The 25,841-nt window shown below is 73.4% G+C and carries 20 protein-coding genes; 14 read left to right on the forward strand and 6 right to left on the reverse strand.

The genetic code is table 11. From position 1 onward, the window contains the following. The first annotated feature begins 55 nt into the window (after positions 1-55). On the forward strand, positions 56-1,381 hold the full coding sequence (locus tag ACX9MN_RS01775) for an O-antigen ligase family protein (RefSeq protein ID WP_056525445.1): 1,326 nt from the start codon (positions 56-58) through the stop codon (positions 1,379-1,381). A 362-nt stretch (positions 1,382-1,743) separates the two neighbouring features. Here ACX9MN_RS01775 and ACX9MN_RS01780 read toward each other — a convergent pair whose 3' ends face one another. After that, on the reverse strand, positions 1,744-3,501 hold the full coding sequence (locus ACX9MN_RS01780) for a pyrroloquinoline quinone-dependent dehydrogenase (RefSeq protein ID WP_489723595.1): 1,758 nt from the start codon (positions 3,499-3,501) through the stop codon (positions 1,744-1,746). A 59-nt stretch (positions 3,502-3,560) separates the two neighbouring features. Further along, on the reverse strand, positions 3,561-4,094 hold the full coding sequence (locus ACX9MN_RS01785) for an ankyrin repeat domain-containing protein (protein ID WP_091979421.1): 534 nt from the start codon (positions 4,092-4,094) through the stop codon (positions 3,561-3,563). 134 nt (positions 4,095-4,228) lie between these two features. Here ACX9MN_RS01785 and ACX9MN_RS01790 point away from each other — a divergent pair, with 134 nt between their 5' ends. Continuing rightward, entirely contained in the window at positions 4,229-4,447 is a 219-nt protein-coding gene (locus tag ACX9MN_RS01790) for a hypothetical protein (RefSeq protein ID WP_042674712.1), read from the forward strand. A 16-nt stretch (positions 4,448-4,463) separates the two neighbouring features. Here ACX9MN_RS01790 and uvrB read toward each other — a convergent pair whose 3' ends face one another. Next, positions 4,464-7,217, reverse strand: a complete 2,754-nt coding sequence (gene uvrB, locus ACX9MN_RS01795) for an excinuclease ABC subunit UvrB (RefSeq protein ID WP_489723596.1) — start codon at positions 7,215-7,217, stop codon at positions 4,464-4,466. A gap of 301 nt (positions 7,218-7,518) precedes the next feature. Between uvrB and ACX9MN_RS01800 the strand changes: the two genes are divergently transcribed. The 8 genes from ACX9MN_RS01800 to ACX9MN_RS01835 all read left to right on the forward strand — a co-directional run bounded on the left by ACX9MN_RS01800 (position 7,519) and on the right by ACX9MN_RS01835 (position 15,600). Continuing rightward, a complete protein-coding gene (locus tag ACX9MN_RS01800; protein WP_020093612.1) occupies positions 7,519-8,136 on the forward strand; it encodes a hypothetical protein in 618 nt (205 codons plus the stop codon). After that, entirely contained in the window at positions 8,123-8,512 is a 390-nt protein-coding gene (locus ACX9MN_RS01805; protein WP_489723597.1) for a transcriptional regulator, read from the forward strand. The genes ACX9MN_RS01800 and ACX9MN_RS01805 overlap by 14 nt, the downstream gene beginning before the upstream one ends. A 76-nt stretch (positions 8,513-8,588) precedes the next feature. Continuing rightward, positions 8,589-9,311, forward strand: a complete 723-nt coding sequence (locus tag ACX9MN_RS01810) for a di-trans,poly-cis-decaprenylcistransferase (protein ID WP_042674708.1) — start codon at positions 8,589-8,591, stop codon at positions 9,309-9,311. Positions 9,312-9,354: 43 nt separating this feature from the next. After that, entirely contained in the window at positions 9,355-10,578 is a 1,224-nt protein-coding gene (gene coaBC / locus ACX9MN_RS01815; protein WP_489723598.1) for a bifunctional phosphopantothenoylcysteine decarboxylase/phosphopantothenate--cysteine ligase CoaBC, read from the forward strand. 304 nt (positions 10,579-10,882) lie between these two features. Beyond that, positions 10,883-12,979, forward strand: coding sequence for a methyl-accepting chemotaxis protein (locus ACX9MN_RS01820; protein ID WP_489723599.1), 2,097 nt, complete (start codon positions 10,883-10,885; stop codon positions 12,977-12,979). Between the two features lie 178 nt (positions 12,980-13,157). After that, positions 13,158-13,574 carry an FKBP-type peptidyl-prolyl cis-trans isomerase gene (locus tag ACX9MN_RS01825; protein WP_489723600.1) on the forward strand — a complete coding sequence of 139 codons (417 nt, stop codon included), beginning with the start codon at positions 13,158-13,160 and terminating at the stop codon, positions 13,572-13,574. A gap of 36 nt (positions 13,575-13,610) precedes the next feature. After that, the gene (locus ACX9MN_RS01830; protein ID WP_091679805.1) at positions 13,611-14,981 is read left to right on the forward strand and encodes a Wadjet anti-phage system protein JetA family protein; all 1,371 of its coding nucleotides are present in this window, start codon (positions 13,611-13,613) and stop codon (positions 14,979-14,981) included. After that, on the forward strand, positions 14,974-15,600 hold the full coding sequence (locus ACX9MN_RS01835) for a DUF4194 domain-containing protein (protein WP_020095807.1): 627 nt from the start codon (positions 14,974-14,976) through the stop codon (positions 15,598-15,600). The genes ACX9MN_RS01830 and ACX9MN_RS01835 overlap by 8 nt, the downstream gene beginning before the upstream one ends. Positions 15,601-15,768: 168 nt before the next feature. Here the strand turns inward: ACX9MN_RS01835 and ACX9MN_RS01840 are convergent, their stop codons facing one another. Then, the gene (locus tag ACX9MN_RS01840; protein WP_489723601.1) at positions 15,769-17,445 is read right to left on the reverse strand and encodes a methyl-accepting chemotaxis protein; all 1,677 of its coding nucleotides are present in this window, start codon (positions 17,443-17,445) and stop codon (positions 15,769-15,771) included. A gap of 176 nt (positions 17,446-17,621) precedes the next feature. Here ACX9MN_RS01840 and ACX9MN_RS01845 point away from each other — a divergent pair, with 176 nt between their 5' ends. Beyond that, positions 17,622-21,059 (forward strand): SbcC/MukB-like Walker B domain-containing protein, encoded by a 3,438-nt coding sequence (locus ACX9MN_RS01845; RefSeq protein ID WP_489723602.1) that lies wholly within the window; start codon positions 17,622-17,624, stop codon positions 21,057-21,059. Between the two features lie 70 nt (positions 21,060-21,129). Here the strand turns inward: ACX9MN_RS01845 and ACX9MN_RS01850 are convergent, their stop codons facing one another. After that, entirely contained in the window at positions 21,130-21,345 is a 216-nt protein-coding gene (locus ACX9MN_RS01850) for a hypothetical protein (protein ID WP_042674010.1), read from the reverse strand. Positions 21,346-21,758: 413 nt separating this feature from the next. On the opposite strand from ACX9MN_RS01850, the gene ACX9MN_RS01855 reads away from it, so the two are divergent. Genes ACX9MN_RS01855 through ACX9MN_RS01865 form a run of 3 tightly spaced genes read left to right on the forward strand, consistent with a single transcriptional unit; the run spans position 21,759 to position 23,899 of the window. After that, complete coding sequence (locus ACX9MN_RS01855; RefSeq protein ID WP_489723603.1) at positions 21,759-22,889, forward strand: S1C family serine protease; 1,131 nt, start codon at positions 21,759-21,761, stop codon at positions 22,887-22,889. Continuing rightward, entirely contained in the window at positions 22,886-23,134 is a 249-nt protein-coding gene (locus ACX9MN_RS01860; RefSeq protein WP_020095812.1) for a hypothetical protein, read from the forward strand. Before ACX9MN_RS01855 ends, ACX9MN_RS01860 begins: the two co-directional genes overlap by 4 nt. A gap of 3 nt (positions 23,135-23,137) precedes the next feature. Then, positions 23,138-23,899, forward strand: a complete 762-nt coding sequence (locus ACX9MN_RS01865) for a J domain-containing protein (RefSeq protein WP_489723604.1) — start codon at positions 23,138-23,140, stop codon at positions 23,897-23,899. A gap of 138 nt (positions 23,900-24,037) precedes the next feature. On the opposite strand, the gene ACX9MN_RS01870 is transcribed toward ACX9MN_RS01865, so the two are convergent. Further along, positions 24,038-25,507 carry a D-alanyl-D-alanine carboxypeptidase gene (locus tag ACX9MN_RS01870; protein WP_091924950.1) on the reverse strand — a complete coding sequence of 490 codons (1,470 nt, stop codon included), beginning with the start codon at positions 25,505-25,507 and terminating at the stop codon, positions 24,038-24,040. Positions 25,508-25,841 lie beyond the last annotated feature (334 nt).

Here is a 25,841-nt window from a genome sequence, read left to right on the forward strand (position 1 = left end):
CTGCGGGCCGCTAGAATGGTCTCGGCCGCGCGGCGCGGCCTCGCGGTGGGACGGCATGGCTTCTGCGGACGCGGCGATCGGGATCCCGGCCGACGGGCGGCAGCGCGGCGTCGCGGGCCGCGACGTGCCGGACGTTCTGCGCGTCCTCCTGAACGGGGCCGTCTTCGTCCTGCTCTGGAACCACGTCTGGCTGAAGGACCTGTCCGACCGGTCGATGCTCGCGGCCTCCGAGGACGGCAGCCTGCTGACGCAGATCCTGTTCCTCAGCGCCGGCGCCGCCATGGCGGCGGCGATCCACCGGATCGGCGTGCGCCACCTCCGCCCCCTGGTGACCCGCCCCCTCGTCCTCTGCGCCCTCTGGCTCGGGGCGACGGCGCTGCTCTCTGTCGAGCCGAGCCTGTCGCTGCGGCGGCTCGCGCTCTTCGCCATCGCGGCGATGCTCTCGGCGGGCGTGCTGATCGTGGCCCGCTCGCCTCGCCAACTGGCGCTGACCATGGCCGGGTCCGCCCTGGTCATCGTGCTCGCCTCCTACCTCGCGGTCGCCTTCGTGCCGAACCTCGCGATCCACTCGGCCTTCGACGTCAATTCCGATCCGAGCCACCCGGGCCTCTGGCGCGGGATCTTCCCGCAGAAGAACGAGGCCGGTGCCGCCATGGTGATCCTGGTGATCGTGGGCCTCTACGTCGCCAGGGTGGCGAGCCGCGTCCTCGGCTGGGCGATCGTGCTCCTGGCGGCCGGGTTCCTGGTGGCGAGCGGCTCCAAGACCGCGATCCTGCTCCTGCCGGTGATCCTCGCCGTGACCGGCCTGTGCCAGGTCCTGACCGGCGGGTTCCTGCGCCGCCTGCTGCTCCTCGGCCCGGTGATCGGGTTCTCGCTGATCTCGATCGGCTCGGTGCTGGCGCCGCCGATCCAGGAGGCGGTGGGCTCGCTGCTCACCGACGCGACCTTCACGGGCCGCAGCGAGATCTGGCAGTTCGCCATCGACAACATCGCGATCCGGCCCTGGCGCGGCTGGGGGATCGGCGCCTTCTGGATGACTGAGCGGACCATGTATGCCGGCTCCGAGGCGCTGACCTGGGTCAACACCGTCGACCACGCCCACAACGCCTATCTCGACACCGCGCTGATCGGCGGCCTGCCGTTCCTCGCCCTGACCGTGGTGGCCTTCGTGCTCGCCCCGGTGCGCGACCTGCAGCGCGTGGCCGGCGGGACGCGCCTCGACGCGGAGACCATGCTGTTCCTGAGGCTGTGGTTCCTCGGGCTGGTTTCGGCCTCCTTCGAGACGGTGCTCTACAACGGCAACAACGCCACCTGCTGCATGTTCATGATGGCAGTGTTCGGCCTGCGCCTGCGCACCCGCTACGCCGTCGCGGCGGGCTGAAGCGCCCCGGGCGCCCGGACATCACGCGCCGGCCGCGGAAGGCCGCGCGTCGTGAGCGTACCCGTCCCGGCCTGCCTCCTCGAACGTCTCCGGCCACCGTCCGCGAGGCTTCTGTCCGGTAGCGGACGGCAACAACTTATCCGGGAATTTGTTGGTCGGTATTCGCGCGGAGATTCTGCATGCCTGGCAGGGCTCGTTTCGCTTGGACCGACGTGACGTTCGCGCTGGGCGCGAGTGCCCTGTGCGCGCTGTCCCTCTTCGTGGCCCACTAGCCAAGGGGCCGCGCCGGGGCGTCCCGTCCCGCCGCAGGGTCGAGAGTCCGGCGCGCCGCGACATCCGTCCGCGCTGTGGGCCGGCCGCGGTCAATCGGGCAGTGCGAAGACCAGCAGCGCGTCGCCGGTGCCGAAGCCCGACGCCCTGGTGAACGAGGCGCCGCCCGCCGCCACCGCGACGTACTGCTTGCCGTCCAGCGCGTAGGTCATCGCCGGCCCGCTGATGCCGGCCCCGCACTGGAAGCGCCAGAGAATCCGGCCGTCCCGCGCGTCGTGGGCGTCGAGATGGCCGTCCTCCTCGCCCGAGAAGACGAGCCCGCCGGCGGTCGCCAGGGTGCCCCCGGAGAGGCGGCTCGCGCCGCGCACCGACCACGCGATCCGGCCGCCGTCCGCGAGATCGACGGCCGTGAGCGTGCTGAAGGACGGCTCGCCCCTGGCCTCCCCGGTCTCCGTGTAGCGGATCTCCGGACGCCCCGCGGCGGCCGGCACGGTCTTCACCGTGTAGGTCGTCGCTCCGTGGCGGACCTGCACGTAGGCGCGCGTCCCGTCATAGGCGGTGGGCGGCCACGAGACCGCGCCGAGCGGGCCGGGCGCCACCACGGTGCCCTGCGGGGTCGGCGGCGCGAACAGGTTCTTCTGCTCGATCAGCGGGGCCGAGCGCGCGAGCAGCTTCCCCGTGGCGCGGTCGTGGACGTAGATCCAGCCGGTCTTGCTCGCCGAGGCCACCGCCCTGGCGCCGCCCGGCATGTCCAGCAGGAAGGGCGGCGCGGCGACGTCGTAGCCCCACTCGTCGTGCGGCACCTGCTGGTAGTACCAGCGCAGCTTCCCGGTCTTCACGTCGAGGGCGACGAGGCACATCGTGTAGAGATTGTCCCCCGGGCGCGACAGGCCGAAATTCTGCGGCGCCGGGTTGCCGGTGCCGAGGAAGATCAGGCCGAGATCGGGGTCGTAGGCGGGCGTCATCCAGAGGGAGCCGCCGCCCACCCGCCAGGCGTCGCGGTTGGCGGGCGCCGCCGCCTTCTCGGCGGCGATGTCGCGGTGGAGCGGCGTGCCGTCGGCGGTCTTCTCCACGAAGCCGCCCTCCCAGCCCTCCGAGGGCGTCACGTACCAGCGCCATCGTTCCTCGCCGGTCCTCGCGTCGTAGGCCGCGAGCCAGCCGCGCCGCCCGTATCCGCCCTCGATGCCGACCACCGAGCCGCCGTCGAGGCCGCCCGCCTCGTCCTCGATGTGGAGGCCGTAGCCGGCGCCGGTGACGCCGACGATGACGAGCCCGTCGGCGACGAGCGGCGGCATCTTGAAGCCGAGGCGGCTCGAACCCTGGACGGGCTTGCCGCCGAGGGTCGCGGCCAGGCCCGAGGCGGTCTCGGTCTCGCCCTCCTCCGGGCGCACCGCCTCCTTCTCCCAGACGATCCGGCCGGTCCTGGCGTCCAGGGCGATGAGCTGCCCGTCCATAGTCGCCTCGAAGACGAGGCCCCCCGAAACCGCGACCCCGCGGTTGGAGGGCGGGCCGAAGATCTTCTCGGTGCGCGGCTTGTGGGTGTAGGTCCACAGCGGCTTGCCGGTCTTCGCGTCGAGGGCGGCGACGTTGTTCTGCGTCGTAGAGACGTAGAGGGTGCCGTCCACCATCACCGGCTGGGCCTGGAAGTAGCCGGTGATCCCGGTCTGGAAGATCCAGGCGGGGCGCAGCCGGCCGACCGTGTCGCGGTTGATCTGGGTCAGCTCGGAGAAGTTGCGGTTGCTCGGGTCGTGTCCGAAGGCCGGCCAGGGCGTCTCGGCGGCCGAGGCCGTACCGAGGGAGGCGGTTCCGACAAGGCAGGCCAGCAGGGCGGCCCCGATCCATCGCGACAAAGCTGTGCTCCCGTGTGCGGCGCCCGTCGCGCCCGAACAGGTCTTCTCGCGACGCGGCCTCACGCCTGCCGCCGGGGCGCCCCGTCGAGCTGCGCCGGCGTCGCCTGGGCACCCATCGCCCGGGCCATGTCGGCGGCGCTCTGGCCGGAGGCGTCGCGGCGATCCGGGTCGGCGCCGTGCCGCAGGAGCAGGTCGACCATCTCGGTGCGGTCGAACATGGCGGCGGTCATCAGCGCCGTGCGGGTGCCGTCGCCGGTCCCGTCCACCGCGGCCCCGTGCCGGAGCAGGAGCTGCGCGACGGCGAGGTCGTTCTTGAAGGCCGCGCCGGCGAGCGGCGTCTGGCCGCGGTCGTTGGCGAGTTCCGGGTCGCCGCCGGCCTCCAGGATCACCCGGGCGGCCTCCGCCTGACCGTTATAGGCGGCGAGCATCAGCAGGCTGTCGCCCTTGTCGTTGCGCAGGTTCGCCGGCAGCCCCTGCCCGAACAGGTCGGCGAGCTCCTCGGCGTGGCCCATCCGCGCGTACTGGAAGACCCGGCCCGCGAAGGCCAGGGTCTCGTCGTCGAGGGTCGGGGGCGGGTTCGTCTCTGAGGCCATCGCGTGCTCGTCACTCATCGCGGCTGATCTGGGCCGCTGCGGCATCGACGTCCAGCGGCCGGGGGAACAGTTTCGTCGCCCGGCTCGTTCCAGCCGCCTATCCGGGCCAGGCCCGGCGTCTCCGGAGCGCGACGATGCCCCGACCGTTTGAGCCCTACGCCGACGCGCTGCGCACCGCCCGCGAGATCGTGCGCGAGCAGGCTGGGACCGTCGTCGAGGCGGCGGTCCGCGCGGATTCCCACGCCTACGACGAGGCCTGCCACGTCCTCGTGGTCCGGATCGCGCAGGCCATCGTCGATGCCGGCGAGGCCGGGTCGGGACACGGCCTCGGCCGCGGCAGCGAGGCCGCCTGAGGTCCCGGCGGCCGGGTCAGCCCCGCCGTCGCCCACCGCCGCCCTTGTATTTGGGCTTCTGACCGCCGAGCCCCTGCGTCGAGCGCGGCTTCGGCCGCTCCTGCCAGACCGGCGCCGCGCCGCCCACCGGCAGCTCCCGGTCCGTCCCCGGGCCCATATTGTCGAGGTCGGGCCTGGCGATGCGGCTGCCCCCGCGCGGCGGCTTCCGGCCGAACTTGCCGGCCTCGCGCTCCACGTCGCCCTGCCGGGCCATCGGGTCGTCGGAGACCAGCAGCTCGGTCGCCTGGAGCCGCTTGAGCTCGTCGCGCAGCCGCGCCGCCTCCTCGAAGTCGAGGTCGGCGGCGGCCGCCCGCATGCGCTTCTCGAGGTCCGCCATCACCGCCTTGAGGTTGTGGCCGACCGTGATGGCGTCCTTGGCCAGCCCGGTGTCGACCTGGACGTGGTCGCGCTCGAACACGCTGCTCAGGATGTCGGCGATCCCGCGCTTCACGCTCTGCGGCGTGATCCCGTGCTCCGCGTTGTAGGCGAGCTGCTTGGCGCGTCGGCGCTCGGTCTCGGCCATCGCCCGCTCCATCGAGCCGGTGATATTGTCCGCGTAGAGGATGCAGCGCGCGTCGGCGTTGCGGGCGGCGCGGCCGATCGTCTGGATCAGCGAGGTCTCCGAGCGGAGGAAGCCCTCCTTGTCGGCGTCGAGGATCGCCACCAGGGCGCATTCCGGGATGTCGAGGCCCTCGCGCAGCAGGTTGATGCCGATCAGCACGTCGAAGGCGCCGAGCCGCAGGTCGCGGATGATCTCGATCCGCTCCAGCGTGTCGATGTCGGAGTGCATGTAGCGCACCCGCACGCTGTTCTCGTGCAGGTACTCGGTGAGGTCCTCGGCCATGCGCTTGGTGAGCGTGGTGACGAGGGTCCGGTAGCCGGCCTGCGCCACCTCCCGGACCTCGCCCAGCAGGTCGTCCACCTGGCTGCGGGCCGGGCGCACCTCGATCACCGGGTCGACGAGGCCGGTCGGGCGGATGACCTGCTCGGCGAAGACGCCGCCGGTCTGCTCCATCTCCCACTTGCCGGGCGTCGCCGAGACGTGGACCGTCATCGGCCGCATCGCGTCCCATTCCTCGAAGCGCAGCGGGCGGTTGTCGAGGCAGGACGGCAGCCGGAAGCCGTACTCGGCCAGCGTCGCCTTCCGGCGGAAGTCGCCCCGGTACATGCCGCCGATCTGCGGCACGGTGACGTGGCTCTCGTCGGTGAAGACCAGGGCGTTGTCGGGCAGGTACTCGAACAGGGTCGGCGGCGGCTCGCCCGGCTTACGGCCGGTGAGGTAGCGCGAGTAGTTCTCGATGCCGTTGCAGGCGCCGGTCGCCTCGATCATCTCGATGTCGAAGGTGCAGCGCTGGTCGATGCGCTGCGCCTCGATCAGGCGGCCCATCTTGGTCAGCTCCTCGATCCGGCCCTTCAGCTCGTGCTTGATGCCCTTGATCGCCTGCTGCAGCGTCGGGCGCGGCGTGACGTAGTGCGAGTTGGCGTAGACCTTCACGAATTTCAGCTCGGAGATCGTCTTGCCGGTGAGCGGGTCGAACTCGACGATGCTCTCGACCTCGTCGCCGAACAGGCCGATCCGCCAGCCGCGATCCTCCAGGTGGGCCGGCCACAGCTCGATCGAGTCGCCCCGCACCCGGAAGGTGCCGCGGGCGAAGTCGGACTGGATCCGCTTGTACTGCAGGGCCACGAGGTCGGCGATGAGCTGGCGCTGCTCGATCCGCTCCCCGAGCGAGACCGTGAACGACATCGCCGTGTAGGTCTCGACCGAGCCGATGCCGTAGATGCACGAGACCGAGGCGACGATGATCACGTCGTCCCGCTCCAGCAGGGCGCGGGTGGCGGCGTGGCGCATCCGGTCGATCTGCTCGTTGATCGAGGATTCCTTCTCGATGAACGTGTCGGAGCGCGGGACGTAGGCCTCGGGCTGGTAGTAGTCGTAGTAGGAGACGAAGTACTCGACCGCGTTGTCGGGGAAGAACGCCTTGAACTCCCCGTAGAGCTGCGCGGCCAGCGTCTTGTTGGGCGCCAGGATCAGCGCCGGGCGCTGCGTCTCCTCGATGATCTTGGCCATCGTGAAGGTCTTGCCCGAGCCGGTGACGCCGAGCAGCACCTGGTCGCGCTCCAGCGCCTGCACGCCGCCGACGAGCTCGGCGATCGCCCGGGGCTGGTCGCCGGCCGGGGTGAATTCCGACTTGAGCGTGAACCGGACGCCGCCCTCGGATTTCTGCGGCCGCTCCGGCCGGTGGGGCGTCCAGGTCTTGCCGTCCTTGAACAGCGGGTTGCCCTCGGTGAGCAGCCGCTCCAGCGCGCTCACCGTCGCCGAGGCGCCGCCGTCGCCGCCGGGATCCGGCAGCTCGGCGCCCTCCGGCGCGGGGCCGTCCTCGGGCGGCGTCAGGCCGAGCGCCTGCGCCAGACGGGGGTCGACATCGGCCGCGTCGCCGAGCGCGTAGCCCGCCTGGGGTGCCTCCGCGAAGCCGTCGCGGGCGATCTCGGCCCTCCGGGTCGCGGCCGCGGGCACCCCGTCCTTCGGGTTGCCCTTCCTGCCCCCCGCCTTGCGGCCCGGCCGTGCCGGCGCCTCGGGGGGCGGCTCGACGGTGGCCGGACGGTTCCGGTTGAGCGCCGGGTTCAGAAGCTCCGCCAGATAGGTGTCCAGGGGCTTCAGCTCGGGCTTCGACGCCTTGGCGGACGTGGCCGTCACGGAGGCGGCGCGCGGTTTCTTCGGTGCGGGCATGAGAACAATATGGGCCCGGATCGCGCTCCGAGAAACCCTGCGCGGGTGCGGTTTGACGGCTTTCGTCCGCCGCCGGCCATGCCGATGACCGGCCGCGGAGCGCCGTGGCGTTCCACTAAAGACGGTGTGGCGAATACAACCGATAGGTAGAATTCACCCGGGGGCGAACTCGACCGCGGTCCCGGATGCTGAGAAGATCGGCATGCGCGCGCGGAAATCGGCTTGCGGTGGGCCGACCCCGTCGATACTTTGCGGTGCAAAGTGGGGTGTGCGGCATGCTGCGGCCGGGGGCTTGAGGCACATGCAGGACCTGGACAAGGCGCTGGCCGACATCGTGGCCATCCGCTCGCAGATCGCCCGCGACACGGCGTTCCGCGGCTTGGGCGCGGCGACGGTCGCCGGGACCGGCGGCCTCGCGCTCGCCTGCGCGGCGGGGCAGGCGCTGTGGCTCGGCGATCCCGCGGCGCGGCCGGGCCTGTTCTTCGGCCTCTGGATCGCGGCGGCCCTCGCGGCCTTCGCGATGATCGGCGTCGAGGCGGTCCGGCGCAGCCGGCGCCTGCATTCCGGCCTCGCCGACGCGATGGTGTGGAACGCCATCGAGGTGTTCCTGCCGGCCGCGGGCGCGGGGGCCTGCCTCGCCCTGGTCATCGCCCGCTTCGCCCCCGGCGAGGTCTGGATGCTGCCGGGTCTCTGGCAGGTGCTGGTCGGCCTCGGCCTGTTCGCCTCGGCGCGGATCCTGCCCCGGGCGGTTCAGGGCGTCGGGGCCTGGTACCTGCTCGCCGGGCTCGCCGTGCTGGCGGTCTCGGCCGAGACGCGGGCCCTGTCGCCCTGGACGATGGGCTTGCCCTTCCTGTTCGGCCAGGCGTGGCTGGCCGGGATCATCCATCACGGGGCCCGGGCCTTCGATGACGACCGCTGACCGTTCCGAGGGGCGCTTCTCCTACGAGGGGCTCGACAGGATCATCCACGAGCGGGCGCGCCTGAGCGTGCTGACATCCCTGGTGGCGCACCCGAAGGGGCTGCCCTTCCCGGATCTCAAGCGGCTGTGCGGGCTGACCGACGGCAATCTCAGCCGCCATCTGGCCGTTCTGAGCGAGGCGGATCTGGTGAGCCTCGAAAAGCGCTTCGCGCAGAACCGGTCGCAGACGATCTGCCGCCTCACGGCGGTCGGGCGTCGGCGCTTCATCGGCTATCTCGGCGTGCTGGAGCAGGTGGTGCGCGACGCCGCGGAGGCGGCCGACCGCGGCCCCGAATCCGGTGTCCGCGGCCTCGATCCGGCCACGAAAACGGCGTGAGACCGCCCGTCCCGCCGGGAATGTTAATCCGGTTTCGATAGACCTCTACGCCACGCCCATGCCGGGAGACTTTACGATGCAAAGCGAAGCGGTGCCGGGAGCCCTGCACGCCGCGATCATCATGGACGGCAACGGGCGCTGGGCGACGCAACGCGGCCTGCCGCGGCTGGCCGGCCACCATCGGGGCGTCGAGGCGATCCGCCGCACCGCCGAGGCGTGCCCGGATCACGGCATCGGCACGCTCACGCTGTACGCCTTCTCGGCGGACAACTGGCAGCGGCCGGCCGAGGAAGTCGGCGGCCTGATGCGGCTCCTGCGCTCGTACCTGCGCAACGAGACCCAGCGCCTCGCCCGCACCGGCACCCGTCTCAGCGTCGTCGGTCGGCGCGACCGTCTGCCCGACGGCATCCCCCAGGCGATCGCGGCCGCCGAGGCCGCCACGGCGGGGGGGACCCGGCTGCATCTGCGGATCTGCGTCGACTACTCGGCCCGCGACGCGATCATCGCGGCGGCGCAGCGCCTCGCCGGCGAGGAGCCGACGCGCGAGAGCTTCGGCAAGCTGGTGGCCGGTCCGATGCACGGCTCGCCGGTGGATGTCGACCTGCTGATCCGCACCGGTGGCGAGCGCCGCCTCTCCGACTTCATGCTGTGGGAGGCGGCCTACGCCGAGCTGCTGTTCACCGAGCGGATGTGGCCCGATTTCGGGCCCGACGACCTCGCCGAGGCCGTGGCCGAGTTCGGCCGCCGGGAGCGCCGGTTCGGCGGCCTGAAGGCGCCGGCCGTCCCGGCCGCCGCCTGAGGCGGCTTGACGCGCGCGCGCCGGCGCGCAGAGGGTCGGCGGCATGACCGAGACCCTCGCCAATCGCCGCGTCCTCCTCGTCATCGGCGGCGGCATCGCGGCCTACAAGGCCCTCGACCTGATCCGGCGGCTGCGCGAGCGGGGCGCCAGCGTCTGCCCGGTCCTGACTGCGGGGGCGCAGGAATTCGTGACGCCGCTGGCGGCGGCCGCGCTCGCCGGTGAGCGGGCGCATACCGACCTGTTCGACCGCGCCTCCGAGGCCGAGATCGGCCACATCAAGCTCGCCCGTCAGGCGGATGCCGTGGTGGTGGCGCCCGCGACCGCCAACCTGATCGCCCGCATGGCCGGCGGCCACGCGGCCGACCTCGCGACCACGGTCCTGCTGGCCACAACCCTGCCGATCCTGATCGCGCCGGCCATGAACGTCCAGATGTGGGCGCACCCCGCCACCCGCCGGAACCGCGCGGTCCTGGAGGGCGACGGCGTCCGGATCGTCGGGCCGAATGCCGGCCGGATGGCCGAGCCCGAATCCGGACCCGGCCGGATGGCCGAGCCCAACGAGATCGCCGACGCGCTGGAGCGGATGCTCGGCACCCCGGGCGGGGACAGGTTCCTGGCCGGCCGGCGCGTGCTCGTGACCTCGGGCCCCACCCACGAGCCGATCGACCCCGTCCGCTACATCGCCAACCGCTCCTCGGGCCGCCAGGGCCACGCCATCGCGGCCGCCGCCGCCGCGGCCGGCGCCGCCGTGACCCTGGTCTCCGGGCCGGTGTCGCTGCCCGACCCGCCGGGCGTCGCCGTCGTGCGGGTCGAGACCGCCCGGCAGATGCTGGCCGCCGTCGAGGCGGCGCTGCCGGCCGACATCGCGGTCTTCGCCGCCGCGGTCGCCGACTGGCGCCCGGAGCAGGAGGCGGGCAGCAAGAAGATCAAGAAGGACGGCACCGGGCCGGCGCCGATGCCGCTGGTCGAGAACCCCGACATCCTCGCCACGATCGCGCGCCGGCCGGCCGGGCGCCCGCCCCTCGTGGTCGGGTTCGCGGCCGAGACCGACACGGTGGTCGAGCACGCCCGGGCGAAGATCGCCCGGAAGGGCTGCGACCTCATCGTGGCCAACGACGTGTCGGCCGAGGGCGGCGTCATGGGCGGCGTCGACAACACGGTGCACCTGATCCGGCGGGACGGCGCCGTGGAGACTTGGCCGCGCCTCGGCAAGGACGAGGTCGCCCGGCGGCTCGTCGCCCATTTCGCCGCGCTTCTGGCCGGCTGACGCGGCGCCCCCCAAGAGGGACGCGAGACCCCTCGGACGGCGCGCCGTTCCGAGCGTGAGTGTCGTTGCGCACAGGGAAGATAAAAGTGTTTCCGCAAAAAATCCGCGTTCGATTGATTGGTGACCGAGAATATCTGCACTTATGGCCGATCGTTATCCGGTCATTTAGCAGAAAGATAATTCGGAACGGGAAATTTTAAGACAGTTCGGTGCCTGAGTCCGTCCGCATTGTCCCGGATGTGCGGAGAAAATCTTGCTATAATCTGGTATGCCCGACCGATTGGGCGACTGGAGCCGAGGCACGATGCGCGTAGGGGACCTGTCCATCCGGACGACCATGAGCCTCGTCCTCGTCGTCATGGCCACGATCATGCTCGGCTTCGCGACGGGCACCGTGCGGGAGGCGCGACAGCACGCCGCCGAGGCCGAGCGGGTCATCGCGCTGGTGCGGGCGAGCCGCGCCCTCCTCCAGACGCTGAACGTGACCCGGTTCGAGCGGGGCGCGACGCTGCAGTTCCTCGCCGCCGCAGAGCCCGTCGAGGCCGAGACCCGCGCGTCGCTCTACGCCGACCGGCAGCGGGCCATCGCGGGGCTCGCCGCGGCCCAGCCGCTCCTCGACGGTCTGGAAATGCCCGCCGTGGCGGCGACCCTCGGCCGGCTGCACGAGGCGAGCGGCCGCCTCGACCGCCTCCGGCCGCGGGTCGACGCCGCCCTGGACGTGCCGGGCGCGCGTCGCGACGGCGCGGTGACGGCGGAGGCCAGGGCCGCCCTCCAGGCCATGCTCGATGCCCTGATCGCCACGAGCGACGCCGTGGACGCCGCGATCCCGCTGTCCGACGGGCTCCTCCGGCGCGACCTCGCCCTGAAGCGGGCGGCGTGGGCGACGCGCATGGCCAACGGCGCCGTCGCGCTGCGCGTGCAGACATCCCTGGCGGCCGGGGCGTCCTGGTCGCTCGACGAGATCGTCGCGGCCGCCGAGGAGCGGGGACGGCTCGACGCGGCCTGGAACTCGGCGATCGAGGCCGCGGCCGAGGCGTCCGGGACGGTCCAGGCCGCGTTCCGGCGAGCCCGGGAGAACAATTTCGAGGGCGCCCCCCTCGCCCGCCGGCGCGCCGTGGCGCAGGCCCTGGCTCGCGGCGCGCCGCCGGGCCTGACGCTCGCCCAGGCGCGGAAGCTCGACACGCCCGAACAGGTGACCCTCGTCGACCTCGCCTTCGTCTGCCTCGACGAGATGGTCGCGCGGGCCGAGGCCCTGTCGGGGGCGGCGCGGAGCACCCTGTGGCGCGACGGGGCGGCCCTGGTCGCGACCCTGCTGCTCGTTGCCCTCGGGCTGCTCGCCCTGTTCCGCGGCGTGCTCCGGCCGATCCGGCGGATCACCGCGGCCATGGAGGCCCTCGCGGCCGGGGATTCCGCCGTTGCCGTCCCGGGCCTCCGGCGGCGCAACGAGATCGGCGCCATGGCCCGCGCCGTGCAGGTGTTCAAGGACAACCTGATCCGCACCCGGCAGCTCGAGGCCGAGGCCGAGGCGGCCCGGCAGGACGCGGCGCGTCAGCGCGGCCTCGCGATGCGGCAGGTCGCCGACCGCTTCGCCGACGCCGTCGGCGGGATCGTCGCGCAGGTCTCGACCGCGGCGGCCGGCCTGCAGGCCACGGCCCGCGGCATGACGGAGACCGCGGCCGAGACCGCGGGGCAGTCGATTACCGTCGCGGCCGCGGCCGAGGAGGCGGCCAGCAACGTCGGCACCGTGGCGGCGGCGGCCGAGGAACTCGGCGCCTCCGTGCAGGAGATCGGCCGGCAGGTCGACGGCTCGGCCGGCCTCGCGCGGGCGGCGGTCGCGGAGGCCGACCGGACCGGCGCGCTGGTCCGGGACCTGAGCGAGGCCGTGGCGCGGATCGGCGACGTGGTCGGACTGATCTCGACCATCGCGGGCCAGACCAACCTGCTGGCGCTCAACGCCACGATCGAGGCGGCGCGCGCGGGCGCGGCCGGCCGCGGCTTCGCGGTGGTGGCCACGGAGGTGAAGGCGCTGGCCGCGCAGACCGCCAGGGCAACGGAGGAGATCGCGGGTCAGATCGGGCGGGTCCAGGCCTCGACCGGGCAGGCCGTCGCGGCGATCGGGACGATCACGGCCCGGATCCGGGACATCGACGGCGTGGCGACCACGATCGCGGCGGCGGTGGAGCAGCAGGGCGCGGCGACCCGCGAGATCGTCCGCAACGTCGGCCAGGCGGCGCAGGGCGCGGCCGCGGTCACCGGCCACGTCGCCGGCGTCGCCGCGGCGTCCGGCGCGACCGAGGCGGCGGCGGGCGAGGTCCTGGGCGCGGCCGCCGCCCTGTCGGCCCAGGCCGCGCACCTGACCGAAGAGGTCGGCCGCTTCCTCGACGGCGTCCGGGCCGCCTGAGCGCGCCCCCAAGCGCGCCCCCAAGCGCGCCCCCAAGCGCGCCCCCAAGCGCGCCCCCAAGCGCGCCCCCAAGCGCGCCCTGGGGGCGCCGCGGCCGCCTCCCTGGCCTGGACGGGTCCGAGGCGATAGAAGGCCTCCCGACGGCCGGCGCGCACGGCGCCGGCTCCAGGGAGAAACCATGCCTCGCCTGTCCCCCCTCTTCGGAGCCGCGTTGATCGCCATGACCACAGCCGCCAATGCCGAGACCGTGACCACCCAGTCGGGCCTCAAGTATCAGGACGAGGTCGTCGGCACCGGGCCCGAGCCGAAGGCCGGCCAGACGGTCACCGTCCAGTACACCGGCTGGCTCGACGAGGGCGGCAAGAAGGGCAAGAAGTTCGACTCGTCCCGCGACCGCAACCAGCCCTTCAGCTTCCCCCTCGGCGCCGGCCAGGTGATCAAGGGCTGGGACGAGGGCGTCGCCACCATGAAGACCGGCGGCAAGCGCACCCTGATCATCCCGCCGCAGCTCGGCTACGGCGCCCGCGGCGCCGGCGGCGTGATCCCGCCGAACGCCACGCTGATCTTCGACGTCGAGCTCCTCGGCGCGAAGTAAGCGGCACGGCTGCGCGACCGCGGGAATTACGAGACGATGCTGTTCGCGCAGCTGTCCGACGAGCTGTTCAAGCCGCTGGCCTCGCCGAGCCGCGGCTTCAACGCGGCCCTGCTCCTGCACCTGCACCGGCGCGTCCTCGGGGCCGAGCCGGTGCGCAAGGCCGAGCTCCTGGCCGAGATCGGCGACTTCGCCGCCGGCTGGAGCGACCCCGAGGTCAGCGGCGACGAGCCGATCTCGGCCGACCCGGCCGAGCGCCGCACGGCGCTCTACCGGCGCCTCCTCGACACCGGCTGGCTGATCGAGCGCCGCGAGCGCTACGTCCCGGTCGCGGAGTTCGATCCCGAGGCCCGCCTCCTCCTGGAGGAGCTGTCGCGGCTGGAGCGGGGCGAGACCCGCTCCTACGGGGGCGCCGTCCTGGAGGTGCTGGGCGGGCTCGAGAGCGCCCTGTCGGACCCGGCGAACCGATCCGAGGCGCTGTCCAACGCCGCGCGGGGCGCGGCCGCCTTCCTGTCCCACGTGCGCGGCCTCGCGGCCGGCATGCGCAAGGTCGAGGAGCGCATCCTGCGCGAGCCCGACCGCGCCAAGACCTTCCGGCTGTTCTTCGAGGACTTCGTCGAGCGCCACCTGATCAGCGACTACCGGACGCTGCACACCCGCTTCAACCCGTTCCGCTTCCGCGCCAGCGTGGTGCGCGAGGCCGGCCGGGCGCTGCGCGATGCCCTCACGGTCCGGGCCCTGGCCGAGGGCCTGATCCGCGAGGGGCGGAGCGCCGATCTCGACACGGCGCAGCGGGCCGTCCGGGCGGATCTCGCCCAGATCCTCGCGGTGTTCGAGGGCCTCGACAACCACCTCGACGCCGTCGACGCCGTGGTGGCGCGCCTGGAGCGCCGGATCGCCTCCGCGCTGCACGTGATGGACCGCCCGGACCCGAGCGGCGTCGAGCGCGTCGCCGCGATGCTGCGCGCCGTCGGCGGGTCGGAGATCGCCCCCGAGGTGCCGGGCGACGTCTCGCTGCTGCGGCCGCCGATCGGGCACGCGCATCTCCAGGCGCCGCGCGCCCGCAAGTCGGCCATCGACATGGAGCCACTGCCCGACATCGAGGACGACCCCGTGGTCGACGCCTTCGCGGCCGCCAAGGCGGAGTTCCGCCGCCGCACCACCGTGACGCCCGAGAGCATGAGCGCCTTCGTGGAGGCCCGGCTCGGCAAGGCGGTGCGGCTGCGCGGGTCGCAGATCGTCATCGCGGGCGTCGACGACTTCATCGTGTTCCAGCGCCTGCGTGAGATCGACGTGCTGTTCGACGCCAAGCTCGGCGCGCGCTACGCCCTGACCCGGCTGCCCGAGCGCGTGGTCAACGGCTGGCTGGACTGCCCGGATTTCCTGCTGGAGCGCCGTCCCCGTGCTTGAGGGCTTCCGCGCGATCATCGACGGCGACGAGCCGCCGCCCCCCGGCGCCCGGGCGCCGGACGCCGAGGAGCTGTGCCGCGCCCTCCAGGTGCTGCTGAAGGGGCAGGTGATCTACGCCGAGACGCAGGGCATCGGCCGCTCCTACGAGCTCGCCCGGCACTACGCGCCGTTCTTCACCGACTATTTCGCCTGCCTCGGCTACGCGCTGACCGTCTCGCACCGCGACCAGATGGTCTCGCTGAGCCCGGCCGCCGACGCCCCGCGCCACGACATCGTCTCGGAGCGCCTGCGCAAGGACGAGACCCTGGTGCTGCTGGCGCTCCGGCTCCTCTACGAGGAGGGCCTGCGCGACCACCGGGCCGGAACGGACGGGATCGTCGACTGCACCACCGACGAGATCGTCGAGAAGATCCGCGCCGTGGCGCGCAACGAGCCCCCCGAGGAGGGCCGGCTCGCCGACATCCTGCGCCTCTACGCCAAGCGCGGCGGCCTGCGCCTCGGCGAGCGCGACCGGGTCGAGCGGGTCACGCCGCTGTCGCTCCTGCCGGGGCTGACGGTGCTGGCCTCCGACGCCTGGATGGAGCGCCTGCGGGCGTGGTCCGAGGCCGGCGAGGCCTGATTCCGCCGTCCGGTCGACCAGTTCGGCGCCGTCTTTGCGAGCGGAGCGAAGCAATCCAGCCGCGCCACGCTCACGGATGTCGCGCTGCCCTGGGTCACTTCGCTGCGCCCGCGATGACGGGGTGAGATACGTCAACCGCGACGTGCGGCCGAACCCACGTGACCGCGCTCAGGCCGCCCGGACCGTCGCCAGGAAGTGCTCGACCTCGCTGCCGAGATGGGCCGCCTGGCGGGCCATCTCGGAGGCCGAGGCCAGGACCTGCGCGGCGGCCGCGCCGGTTTCCTCGGCGGCGCCGGCGACGCCGCTGACATTGACGGTCACCGACTCGGTCCCGGTCGCGGCCTCGGCGACGTTGCGGACGATCTCCTGCGTGGCCGCGCCCTGCTCCTCCACCGCCGCCGCGATGGAGTTGGCCATGCCGCTGATCTCGCGGATGCGGCCGGCGATGCCGTCGATGGCCTGGACGGCCTGGCCGGTCGAGCCCTGGATCTGCGCGATCTGGGCCGAGATCTCGGCCGTCGCCTTGGCGGTCTGGTCGGCCAGCGCCTTCACCTCGGTGGCGACGACCGCGAAGCCGCGGCCGGCGACGCCGGCCCGGGCCGCCTCGATCGTGGCGTTCAGCGCCAGCAGGTTGGTCTGGCTGGCGATCGCCGAGATGAGGTCGACCACTTCGCCGACCCGGCGCGCGCCGGTGCTCAGGGCTTGGACGAGGTCGGCCGTGGCGGCGGCCTCGCGGACGGCGGCCTGCGCCAGGTCCGCCGAGGAGCCGACCTGGCGGCCGATCTCGTTGACCGAGGAGCCGAGCTCCTCGGCCGCCGCCGCGACCGTGGTGACGTTGGAGGAGGCCTCCTCGGCCGCCGCCGCCGCGCTGGTAGACTGGCCGGCCGTCTGCGTCGCCGTCGCGGTGAGGCTCTGGGCCGTGGACTGGAGCTGCGTCGCCGCCGACGTCACCGAGCCGACGATGCCGCCGATGGCGGATTCGAACCGGTCGGCGAGTTCGCGCGTCGCCTGCCGGCGCTGCACCTCGGCGCCGGCCCGGGCCTGCGCGGTCTCGGCCTCGAGGGCGCGGGCGTGGAGCAGGTTCTCCCGGAATACCGCGACGGTCGCCGACATGGCGCCGATCTCGTCCCGCCGCGCCGCGTAGGGGATCTCGGCCTGGGTGTCGCCGTCGGCGAGCCGCCGCATGGACAGCGTCATCCCGGAAAGCGGCCGCGACACGCCCGTGAAGGCGTACAGCATGGCGCCGAGCGCGATGACGAGGCTGACGAGCAGGCTCACGACGGTCGTCCGGACCGCGTCGGCCTGGCTGTCGCGGGCCGCGCGCCCGGCCGCCTCGCCGTTCCGGATGTTCAGGTCGGCGAGGGCGCGGGTCGCGCTGGAGGCCGCGAGGTAGTTGGCGTTCATCGGCCCGCGGAAATAGGCGAGCGCCTGGTCGTGCTGGTCGGCCGGGAAGGCGCGCAGACGGGTCCAGTCGGCCTGCTGCACCGCCAGCTTGGCGAGCAGGTCGTCGTAGATCCCCTGCTCCTCCTTCGACGCCACCAGGCTGCGGTACGCCTCGGCCTTGGCCTGGCGGTTCCGCATCATCTCGTCGGCGTTCTTCAGGCTGGTCTCGCGCTCGGCGTCGGTATCCGCCGTCACGTAGCGGAACTGCCACAGTCGCGAGCGCATCACGAGGGCGTTGATCGCCTGGGCCTCGTTGATCGACGGCACGGCGTTGTCGATCAGCTCCGCGAGCCGCTGGTCGACCGCCTGCATCTTGTAGAGGGTCACGCCGCCCTGAACGATCGCCGCCAGGAGCAGGAGGGCGAAGAGGCCGCTGAGTTTTGCTTTGAGACTGAGACGCATCGGTCGGTTCCGGTCGTGCAGGCGAGACCCGCAGGACATGAACAGTTTGTGCTAACAGGGTTATAACCTGAGGTAGGATCAGGCTTCACGGGTTCGCGTGTGTCGGCTTGCATACGCGGCCGAGTCCGGCCAACTGGGCCGCTCATTCCTCGCCACCGACCCGACCCACCGACACCGTGTACGTCCTCACCGACATCGCCATCTCGAACTGGTACCTGATCCGCCGCGAGCAGATCCGCCTGCGCGGCGCCGCGGCGCTGGTCGGGCCGACCGGCGCCGGGAAGTCGACGATCTTCGACGCGGTCGGCACGGTGCTGGCCGGCAACAACGCCAGCCGCCTCGCCCTCAACGCCTCGGCCTCCGGCCGCAGCGCCCGCACCGTGCGCGACTACTGCCTGGGCTGGATCAGCGACCCGGCGGAGGGCGGCCGCCCGACGCGGGAATCCTGCGAGACCGTGCTGGTGCTGGTCTTCGAGAACCCCGATTCCGGCCGCGTGGTCTCGGTCGGCCTCGCCCTGGCGGCGCGGGCCGCCGAGCCGAAGGAGACCGTGCTGTCGCGCTTCATCGCGGTCGGGCACCGGTTCGAGGTCTCCGACTACGCCCGCACCGCCCCCGGCGGCACCTACACGGCGCCCTGGAGCGAGATCGCCGCGGAGCTGCGCGCCCGCGCGTCGAGCTTCACCGAGTACCGCACCTCCGGCGAGCGCTTCACGGCCGACGTGCTGGCGACCCTGCGCGAGGGCGCGCCGGCGCCGGAGCCGCGCCACTTCCTGCGCAGCTTCGCCAACGCGGTGGCGTTCAAGCCGATCTTCGACACCAGCGCCTTCGTGCGCGCCTTCGTGCTCGAGCCGGAGCCCCTCGACGTCGAGCGCGTGCGCCACTCCATCGCCAACTGGCGCCGCCTCCGGGAGACCATCGCCGAGCTGGAGACCCGGCTCGGGCGCCTGCGGCGCCTGCGCGACCGCTACGAGGCCTGGGGCGAGGCGGTCCTCGCCGCCGCGACGCACGAGCTGCGGGCGGCCAGCGCCGATCTGCGCCGCCGCAGTCTCGACCTCATCGCCGTCCGGGGCCGCCTCCGCGAGGGCGCCGACACCCTGCGCATCGCCCGCGAGCGCGTCGCGGCGAGCCGCGGCTACGTCCGCGAGATCGACGGCGAGATCGCCGAGAAGAAGGCGCTGGCCGCCGCGGGCGCCGCCGAGGGCCGGCTCGCGGCCTCGACGCTCGGCCTGTCCATGCTGGAGCGCGACCGCAAGGAGCTGATCGGCCGGATCGGCGACCTCGTCGCCCTCGTCGGGCAGATGGCCAAGCTCCAGCCGGTCACCCCGATCCTGCGGCAGAGCTGCCCGCAGGCTGCCCGCCTCGCCGAGGCCTGCGCCCGGGCGGGCCTGCGCCGGGACTCCTCGCCCGAGGAGATCCTGCGCCCCGACGGCCCGCTGGCCGAGCTGGCCGACGGGCTGGCGCGCCTGCCCGACTTCGACGAGGCCCTGGAGCGGGCCGCCGAGGACGCGGCGCTCAAGGCCCGCGCGCAGGAGAGCGAGGCCGAGCGCACGGCGCCGCGCACCGGCGGCGGCCCGGCGGCGCGGCTGTCCTCCGACACGGTGGCGTTCCGCGGCGAGCTGGGGCGGCGCGGCATCGACGCGCTGCCGATCTGCGAATTGGCCGAGATCGTCGACCCGACCTGGGGGCCGGCGCTCGAAGGGCTGCTCGGGCGCGCCCGCGAGGCCCTGGTGGTCGCCCCGGACCGGCTGAGCGAGGCCCTCGGCGTGCTGCAATCGGGCCGCGACCGCTTCAGCCGCTGCATCCTGGTCAAGACCACCGACACCGCCAAGCAGCGCGTCCGCCGCTACGACGACGGTCCGCTCACCGTGATCGAGACCAGCGACCCCCACGCCGAGGCGTTCCTCGGCGTGCGGCTCGGCGGCTACGACCTCGCCCGGGACGATGCCGAACTGGCGCGCCTGTCCCGGGCCGTGGCGCCCAGCGGCCGGACCACGGCCGGCATGGCCTACACGGTCACCCGCAGCGTCGACCTGCTGATGACCCGCGGCCATCGCGGGCCGACCGCCGACAGCCGCCGCGCCCACGAGATCGCCGTCGCGGAGGCGCGGCGCCTGCGCGGCGAGGCCGCGGTCCTGCGCGAGGCCGCCCGGACGGCCGCCGCGATCCGGGCCCGCGTCGCCCGGGGCCTCGACGCGGTGGAGGCGCTGCGGGCCGAGCTCGACGGGCTGGAGGGGCGGCGGCGCACGCTCCAGACCGAGCGGGAGGGGATCGAGAAGCGCGACACGGCCGGGCTCGCCGCCGAGATCGCCGCGCTGACCACCGAGCGGGTCGGCTACCTGCGGGAATTGTCGGAGGAGCTGGAGCCGAAGCTCGACCGCCTGCTCGCCGACGAGGCGGCCCTGCGCGCCCGGATGGGGCCAATGCGCGAGGCCGTCCGCGCCGCCCTGTCGGCCCGCCGGGCGGCCCTGCGCCAGCTGAACGCGGGCGACGCGGCGCGGGTGCGCCTCGCCCGGGCCGAGCCCTTCGACCTCGGCGCGGTCGCCGAGGCGCGGCGGGCGCTCGCCGGCCTCGACGCCAAGGCGGCCGGGGCGCGGGTGAGCGCCGAGCGCGGCCTCGCGCGGGATTCCGCCGAGGCCGCCCGCTCGCACGGGCGGATCGCCGAGCGCGAGCTGGCGGAGGCCTGCGCCGCCTGGCGGGTCGAGAACCCGCTGGCCTCGGGGGACGCCCCGGCGATCGACGGCTTCGCCTGGGTGCGCCGGGAATACGAGGCGGTCGAGGGGCACGAGCTGCGCCGCTACCGGGCGCAGGCCGAGCGGGCCGAGTCCGAGATGCGCCGCCTCATGACCGAGGACCTGCTGACGCGCCTCGCCGACCGGTTCGAGCGGGTCCATGCCCGGCTCGCGGCCCTGAACGAGCGGCTCTCGGCGCGCAGCTTCACCGGCCAGACCTACGCGTTCGAGGCGGCGGTGGACCGCCGCTACGCCGCCGTCCACGCGCTGGCCACCGAGACCGCCCGCTCGCCCGAGGCCGCGCAGGCGCTGCTCGCCGGCGAGGCGGAGGGGCCGATGGCGGCCGCGCTCGAGGAGATCACCGCGCTGATCGCCGGCGCGGACGACGCGGCGCGGCTCGCCGATTACCGCAACTACTTCGTCTACGAGATCGGCATGCGCGACCGGGCGGGCAACCGCACCACGATGTCGGCCCGGGCGCTGCGCGGCTCCGGCGGCGAGGCGCAGGCGCCGTTCTACGTGGCGATCGCCGCGTCGCTCGCCAGCGCCTACTATCCGGGCGACCGGCCGGGCGACGAGAATCCGGGGCTCGGCCTGTGCCTGCTCGACGAGGCGTTCTCGAAGCTCGACGTGCGCAACAGCCAGGCGCTGGTCGATCTCTACCGCGCCTGGGGGCTGCAGCTGCTGATCGCCGCCCCCGAGGACAAGCGCACGACGCTGACCGAGGTGATGGACACGATCGTGACGGTCTACAAGAGCCCGGATCTGACCTCGGTCCGGATCGAGGCCGAGCACCCGCTCGAGGCGGCCCGCCGGGCGCTGCACGCGATCAACCCCGACCAGGTCGGGATCGAGGGCTTCCGCCAGTCGGACGCCGCGGAGTGAGCCCGCGGGGCACCGGGGCGGGGCTTCGCGCCGCCGTCCCCGGTATCCCCGTTCTCCGGGAGATCGATCGTCAGTTCAGGTAGGTGCGGATCCAGTTCGGCGAGAGGATCTCGCCCTCTTCGGTGATGATCCAGGGCTGCTTGGCCGGGTCGGCCAGGGCGCCGGCCGCGGCGGCGATCGCCTCCCGCAGGGTCCGGTAGCGCTCGGGCTGCGCGAGCGGGGCGCTCGCCGGGGCCGTGCGCCAGATCGTCAGATCCGCGGGCCGTTCCAGAGCTTCGGTTTCCATGGGTACTCGTCCTTCCGAACCGTTTTGGACCGTTCAGATCGCCGCCGCCGGGCTCTGCCGAGGGGCTGCGGCGATCGATGGTCTGAGCGTCAATGCAAGCATCTCTGCGGCAGCTTTGCGATCAATTCGGGCGGTTCTCGAAACCAGCATCCGGTGCCGAGGCACGAGTTCGGGCGCGGTTCGGTGTTCCATGTCCGTATTGAGCGCGACTGAGCTGCCCTGGACTTGCGAGAATTGTGGCTCCTGAATGATGACCATTCCGTTAGCCAGTCTGCGCCGGTCGCCGACGTGCGCCAGAACACGTCAGGGGCCTGTCGGCGGCGGCGCCCCTCTGTGTTGACGCCCCGATCCTGAACGCGCACTTAAGGCTCGGCCCGTCGGGGCCCGCCTACGCGCTTCTCTCGGAGTCACCCGTGCCGGATCGTACCGTGCGCATCGTCCTCGCCGCGGTCGTGGTCCTGCTGGCGCTCTACGTCGCCCAGCCCTACCTGCAGCCGCTGCTCTACGCGGCCGACACGCCCCGGGCGATCACGGCCCGCGGCGATCTGGCGCCGGCCGAGTCCTCGACGGTCGCGCTGTTCGAGCGCGCGAGCCCGTCCGTCGTTCACGTTTTCGCGCAGGGCGCCGCGCAGAACCGCGACCTGCTCGACCTCGACGACCAGGGCGGCGAGCAGGGCGGGACGCAGACCGGCACCGGCTTCGTGTGGGACGGCGCCGGCCACATCGTCACCAACACCCACGTCGTGCAGAACGCCGCGCGGAGCGGCGGCTCGGTCTCGGTCCGGATGAGCGACGGCGAGGTCGTGCCCGCCACCCTCGTCGGGATGGCGCCGTCCTACGACCTCGCGGTCCTGCAATTGGGGCGGGTGCGCCACATGCCGCCGCCGCTGGCGATCGGCACCTCGGCCGATCTCAAGGTCGGGCAGTCGGCCTTCGCCATCGGCAACCCGTTCGGCCTCGACCACACGCTGACCACCGGCGTCATCAGCGCCGTGCGCCGCCGCATGCCGACGAGCGAGGGCCGCGAAGTGTCCGGCGTCATCCAGACGGACGCGGCGATCAACCCGGGCAATTCCGGCGGCCCGCTCCTCGATTCCGCCGGCCGGCTGATCGGCGTCAACACCGCCATCGTGTCACCGTCCGGCGCCAGCGCCGGCATCGGCTTCGCGATCCCCGTCGACGTGGTGAACCGGATCGTGCCGGAGCTGATCAAGGCCGGCCGCGTGCGCAATCCCGGCATCGGCATCATCGCCGCCCAGGAGGCGGCCACCGCGCGGCTCGGCATCGACGGCGTGGTGATCGTGCGGGTGCTGCCCGGCTCCCCGGCCGCGCAGGCCGGTCTGCGCGGCGTCGACCCGCAGACCGGCGACCTCGGCGACGTGATCGTCGAGGCCAACGATCGCCCGGTCCACCGCCTCGCGGACCTGACCGCGGCCATCGAGGAGGCCGGCCTCGGCGCCGGGGTGACCCTCAAGGTGGAGCGCGACGGCCGGATCCGGCAGGTCCGCGTCACCACCGCCGAGGTCGCGGAGAACCGGCGATGACGCGCGCGGCCCTCCTCCTGACCCTGATCCTCCTCGCCGCCGCCGCGCGGGCCGGCGAGGCGCCGACGCGCGCGCGCCTCTGCCCGGAGAACCTGCCCGAGGGCGTGCGTCTCCCGCCGCAGCCCGGCTGCGACGCGAGCGTGCGCCCGCCGACGCCGCGCCGGCCGGGCCACTTCGATCTCGGGGACGGGACGAGCATCCAGATCGGCGGGAGCGCGTCCGCCCTCTACGGCGTGCGGCGCTGAGCGATGGTGCTGTTCGCCGGCCTGCTCGCCTGCCTGACCCTGTGGTGGCTGTCGAAGAACTCGGGCGGCCTCGGCCGGAGGCTCCGCGGCGGTCTCCGGGCGGGCCTCGGCGCCGCCCTCGGGCGGTCGCGTCTGCCGACCTTCGGCGCCTTCGCGCTGCTCGCGGCCGGGTTCCTGCTCCTGCGCGGGAACTTCGTCCTCGCGGCACTGCTCGGGCTGAGCGGCGTCTGGATGATCGAGGGCCAGGCCGCCATGACCGCGCGGCTGCGCCGGCTGATCCGGCCGGGATCCGGCGAGCGCCCGCGCGACCCGGAGGACCGCCGCTTCCGCACGGTCCTGATCGACGCCCTCGTGCGCCCGGACGGCAGCCTGCGCACGGGCCGCGTCATCGCGGGGCCGGGCGCCGGCGCGTGGCTCGACAGCATGCCCACCGGGGCCGTGGTCGAGCTGCTGCGGCTCTGCCGGATCCGCGACGCCGCCGGCGCCGCCCTGCTAGAGCCGTATCTCGACCGCCGGTCGCCCGGATGGCGTGTAGACGCTGAGGGCGATCGCGACCCGCGGCCGCGCCGTCCGCCGCATCCAGGGGCGATGACGCAGGAGCAGGCGTACGAGATCCTGGGGCTTCAGCGCGGGGCGACCGCTGAGGAGATCCGGTCGGCCCACCGGTCTCTCATGAAGCGCGCCCACCCCGACCAGGGGGGCAGCGCCGAGGGCGCGGCGCGCGTCAACGCGGCCCGGGACAGGCTTCTGAACCGACATCGCTGAACTCCACGCGCGTTGTCAGAGAGTTACCGATCGTCGGCCGCGGACGAACTCGGTCGCGGCCGTTCCGTATCCGGCGCGCGGGCGCGCCGGTGGCTCGCGAAACGCGGCGCGCGGGCGCGCCGGCGGGTCTCGCGGGTCTCAGCTCCGGGTGGCGAAGCAGCTGAAGCCGCTGCGCTTCAGGGCCGAGCAGGCCTCCTGGGCGGAATCCTGCTCGGCGAAGCCCGAGAAGCGGGCGCGGAACAGCGTGGTGCCGCCGTGCTCGACCTTGACCGTGTAGGGCGCGGCCTTCGACAGGCTGCCGCCGACCTTGGCGCGCGCCTCCGAGAGCATCGTCCGGGCCTTGGACTCGTCGTCCATGGCGCCGAGCTGGATCACCCAGGCGGTCGGGACGACGCGGGCGCCGGAGACCGCCTTCGGCGGCTCGTCGCGCTCGAGGGAGGCCACCCGGGCCGTGGACTTGGACGCGCCCGGGAAGGGCGGCTGGGCGTTGCCGCCGCCGGCATAGGCCTGGGCCGCCTTCGGGATCCCCTGCGGGCCGGGCTTCCAGGTGCCGCCCGGCGTCGTCGTCTTGGCGGGGGACAGGTCGAGGGGCTCGCCGGTGGTGCCGGTCGTCTCGACGTCCTCGTCGTCCGCCGAGGCGACCTGCGTGCGGGTCCGCGAGACCGCGTCGGCGACGACCGCCGGGCGGGCGCGCTCGGCGACCTCGGTGACCGGCGCCGAGATCCGGGCGCCGGCATAGGCGCGCGGCAGGCTGGCGCGGACGAGGTCGGCCATGATCCGGTCGCGGCTCGCGCCGGACTTGCCGCCCAGCACGATCGCCACGATCTGGCGCCCCTCGGACTTCGCCGCGGTCATCAGGTTGAAGCCGGAATCCCGGGTGTAGCCGGTCTTGATCCCGTCGACGCCCTGGACGTTGCCCAGCAGGCGGTTGTGGTTGCCGATCACCCGGCCGCGGAACGCGAAGGACCGGGTCTGGAAGTAGCGGTAGTAGTGCGGGAACCGGTCCTGGATCGCCCGGGCCAGCACGGTCAGGTCGCGCGCGGTGGTCAGCTGGTCCGGATCGGGCAGGCCCGAGGCGTTGGCGTAGTGCGTGCGGCTCATGCCGAGGGCGTGGGCCTTCGCGGTCATCATCTGGGCGAAGCGCTCCTCGGAGCCGGCGATGTTCTCGCCGATGGCGCAGGCCACGTCGTTCGCCGACTTCGTCACGATCGCCTTGATGGCGTCCTCGACCGAGATGGTCTGGCCGGGGCGCAGGCCGAGCTTGGACGGCGCCTGGGCTGCGGCGTGGGCCGAGATGGTCAGGTCGGAATCGAGGGCGAACTTGCCCCGCTCCATCTGCTCGAACAGCATGTAGAGCGTCATCACCTTGGTGATCGAGGCCGGGTGCCGCAGGGCGTCCTCGTTCACCGCGTGCAAGGTCTTGCCGCTCTTCACGTCCACGACCATCGCCGCGTAGGGCGGGTTGTAGCCGCCGCCGGCGCGGGCATGGTGGTGGTGCCGACCGCGCCGGGCGTCGGCCGGTGAGGCCATGGCCGTCAGGACGGCGGCGGCCAGGATCGCGGCCGGGAGCGCTGGAATCGTCCGGGAGCGGCCTACTACGCTACGCATCACGCCTGATTGCCTCGCGAGACCGGATCTGGCCGGTCGTATCCCCTGCAGAGCCTTCCGCCGATCACGTGGCCCCGCTGCATCAGTGGAGAGTTAGGCAAGTGCAGTTACAGGCCCGTTAATGCGATCGCGGCGAGTGCCGGATCGTGCCGGTCCGGCATCCGCTTACCGGCCGTTCCCGACCCGCTGTTGCCGGTCGGCCATGCCGTGCCGGTCGCGGCCGGCCGCTCTTACAGGCCCGAGCTTGACGCTGGCTGTCGTGCCGCACACTCTCGCGGCGATCCGAAACTGTCGGTCGCGGATGGCGGGCCGGCTCGGCGGCGGACCGGAGATC

The sequence above is a fragment of the Methylobacterium sp. 1A genome (genome assembly GCF_058072805.1).

Coding starts and splice junctions, on each gene's coding strand:
- ACX9MN_RS01775 (WP_056525445.1), top strand. CDS start 56: ATGGCTTCTGCGGACGCGGCGATCGGGATCCCGGCCGACGGGCGGCAG.
- ACX9MN_RS01785 (WP_091979421.1), bottom strand. CDS start 4,094: ATGGCCTCAGAGACGAACCCGCCCCCGACCCTCGACGACGAGACCCTG.
- ACX9MN_RS01790 (WP_042674712.1), top strand. CDS start 4,229: ATGCCCCGACCGTTTGAGCCCTACGCCGACGCGCTGCGCACCGCCCGC.
- uvrB (WP_489723596.1), bottom strand. CDS start 7,217: ATGCCCGCACCGAAGAAACCGCGCGCCGCCTCCGTGACGGCCACGTCC.
- ACX9MN_RS01800 (WP_020093612.1), top strand. CDS start 7,519: ATGCAGGACCTGGACAAGGCGCTGGCCGACATCGTGGCCATCCGCTCG.
- ACX9MN_RS01805 (WP_489723597.1), top strand. CDS start 8,123: ATGACGACCGCTGACCGTTCCGAGGGGCGCTTCTCCTACGAGGGGCTC.
- ACX9MN_RS01810 (WP_042674708.1), top strand. CDS start 8,589: ATGCAAAGCGAAGCGGTGCCGGGAGCCCTGCACGCCGCGATCATCATG.
- coaBC (WP_489723598.1), top strand. CDS start 9,355: ATGACCGAGACCCTCGCCAATCGCCGCGTCCTCCTCGTCATCGGCGGC.
- ACX9MN_RS01820 (WP_489723599.1), top strand. CDS start 10,883: ATGCGCGTAGGGGACCTGTCCATCCGGACGACCATGAGCCTCGTCCTC.
- ACX9MN_RS01825 (WP_489723600.1), top strand. CDS start 13,158: ATGCCTCGCCTGTCCCCCCTCTTCGGAGCCGCGTTGATCGCCATGACC.
- ACX9MN_RS01830 (WP_091679805.1), top strand. CDS start 13,611: ATGCTGTTCGCGCAGCTGTCCGACGAGCTGTTCAAGCCGCTGGCCTCG.
- ACX9MN_RS01840 (WP_489723601.1), bottom strand. CDS start 17,445: ATGCGTCTCAGTCTCAAAGCAAAACTCAGCGGCCTCTTCGCCCTCCTG.
- ACX9MN_RS01850 (WP_042674010.1), bottom strand. CDS start 21,345: ATGGAAACCGAAGCTCTGGAACGGCCCGCGGATCTGACGATCTGGCGC.
- ACX9MN_RS01860 (WP_020095812.1), top strand. CDS start 22,886: ATGACGCGCGCGGCCCTCCTCCTGACCCTGATCCTCCTCGCCGCCGCC.
- ACX9MN_RS01865 (WP_489723604.1), top strand. CDS start 23,138: ATGGTGCTGTTCGCCGGCCTGCTCGCCTGCCTGACCCTGTGGTGGCTG.
- ACX9MN_RS01870 (WP_091924950.1), bottom strand. CDS start 25,507: ATGCGTAGCGTAGTAGGCCGCTCCCGGACGATTCCAGCGCTCCCGGCC.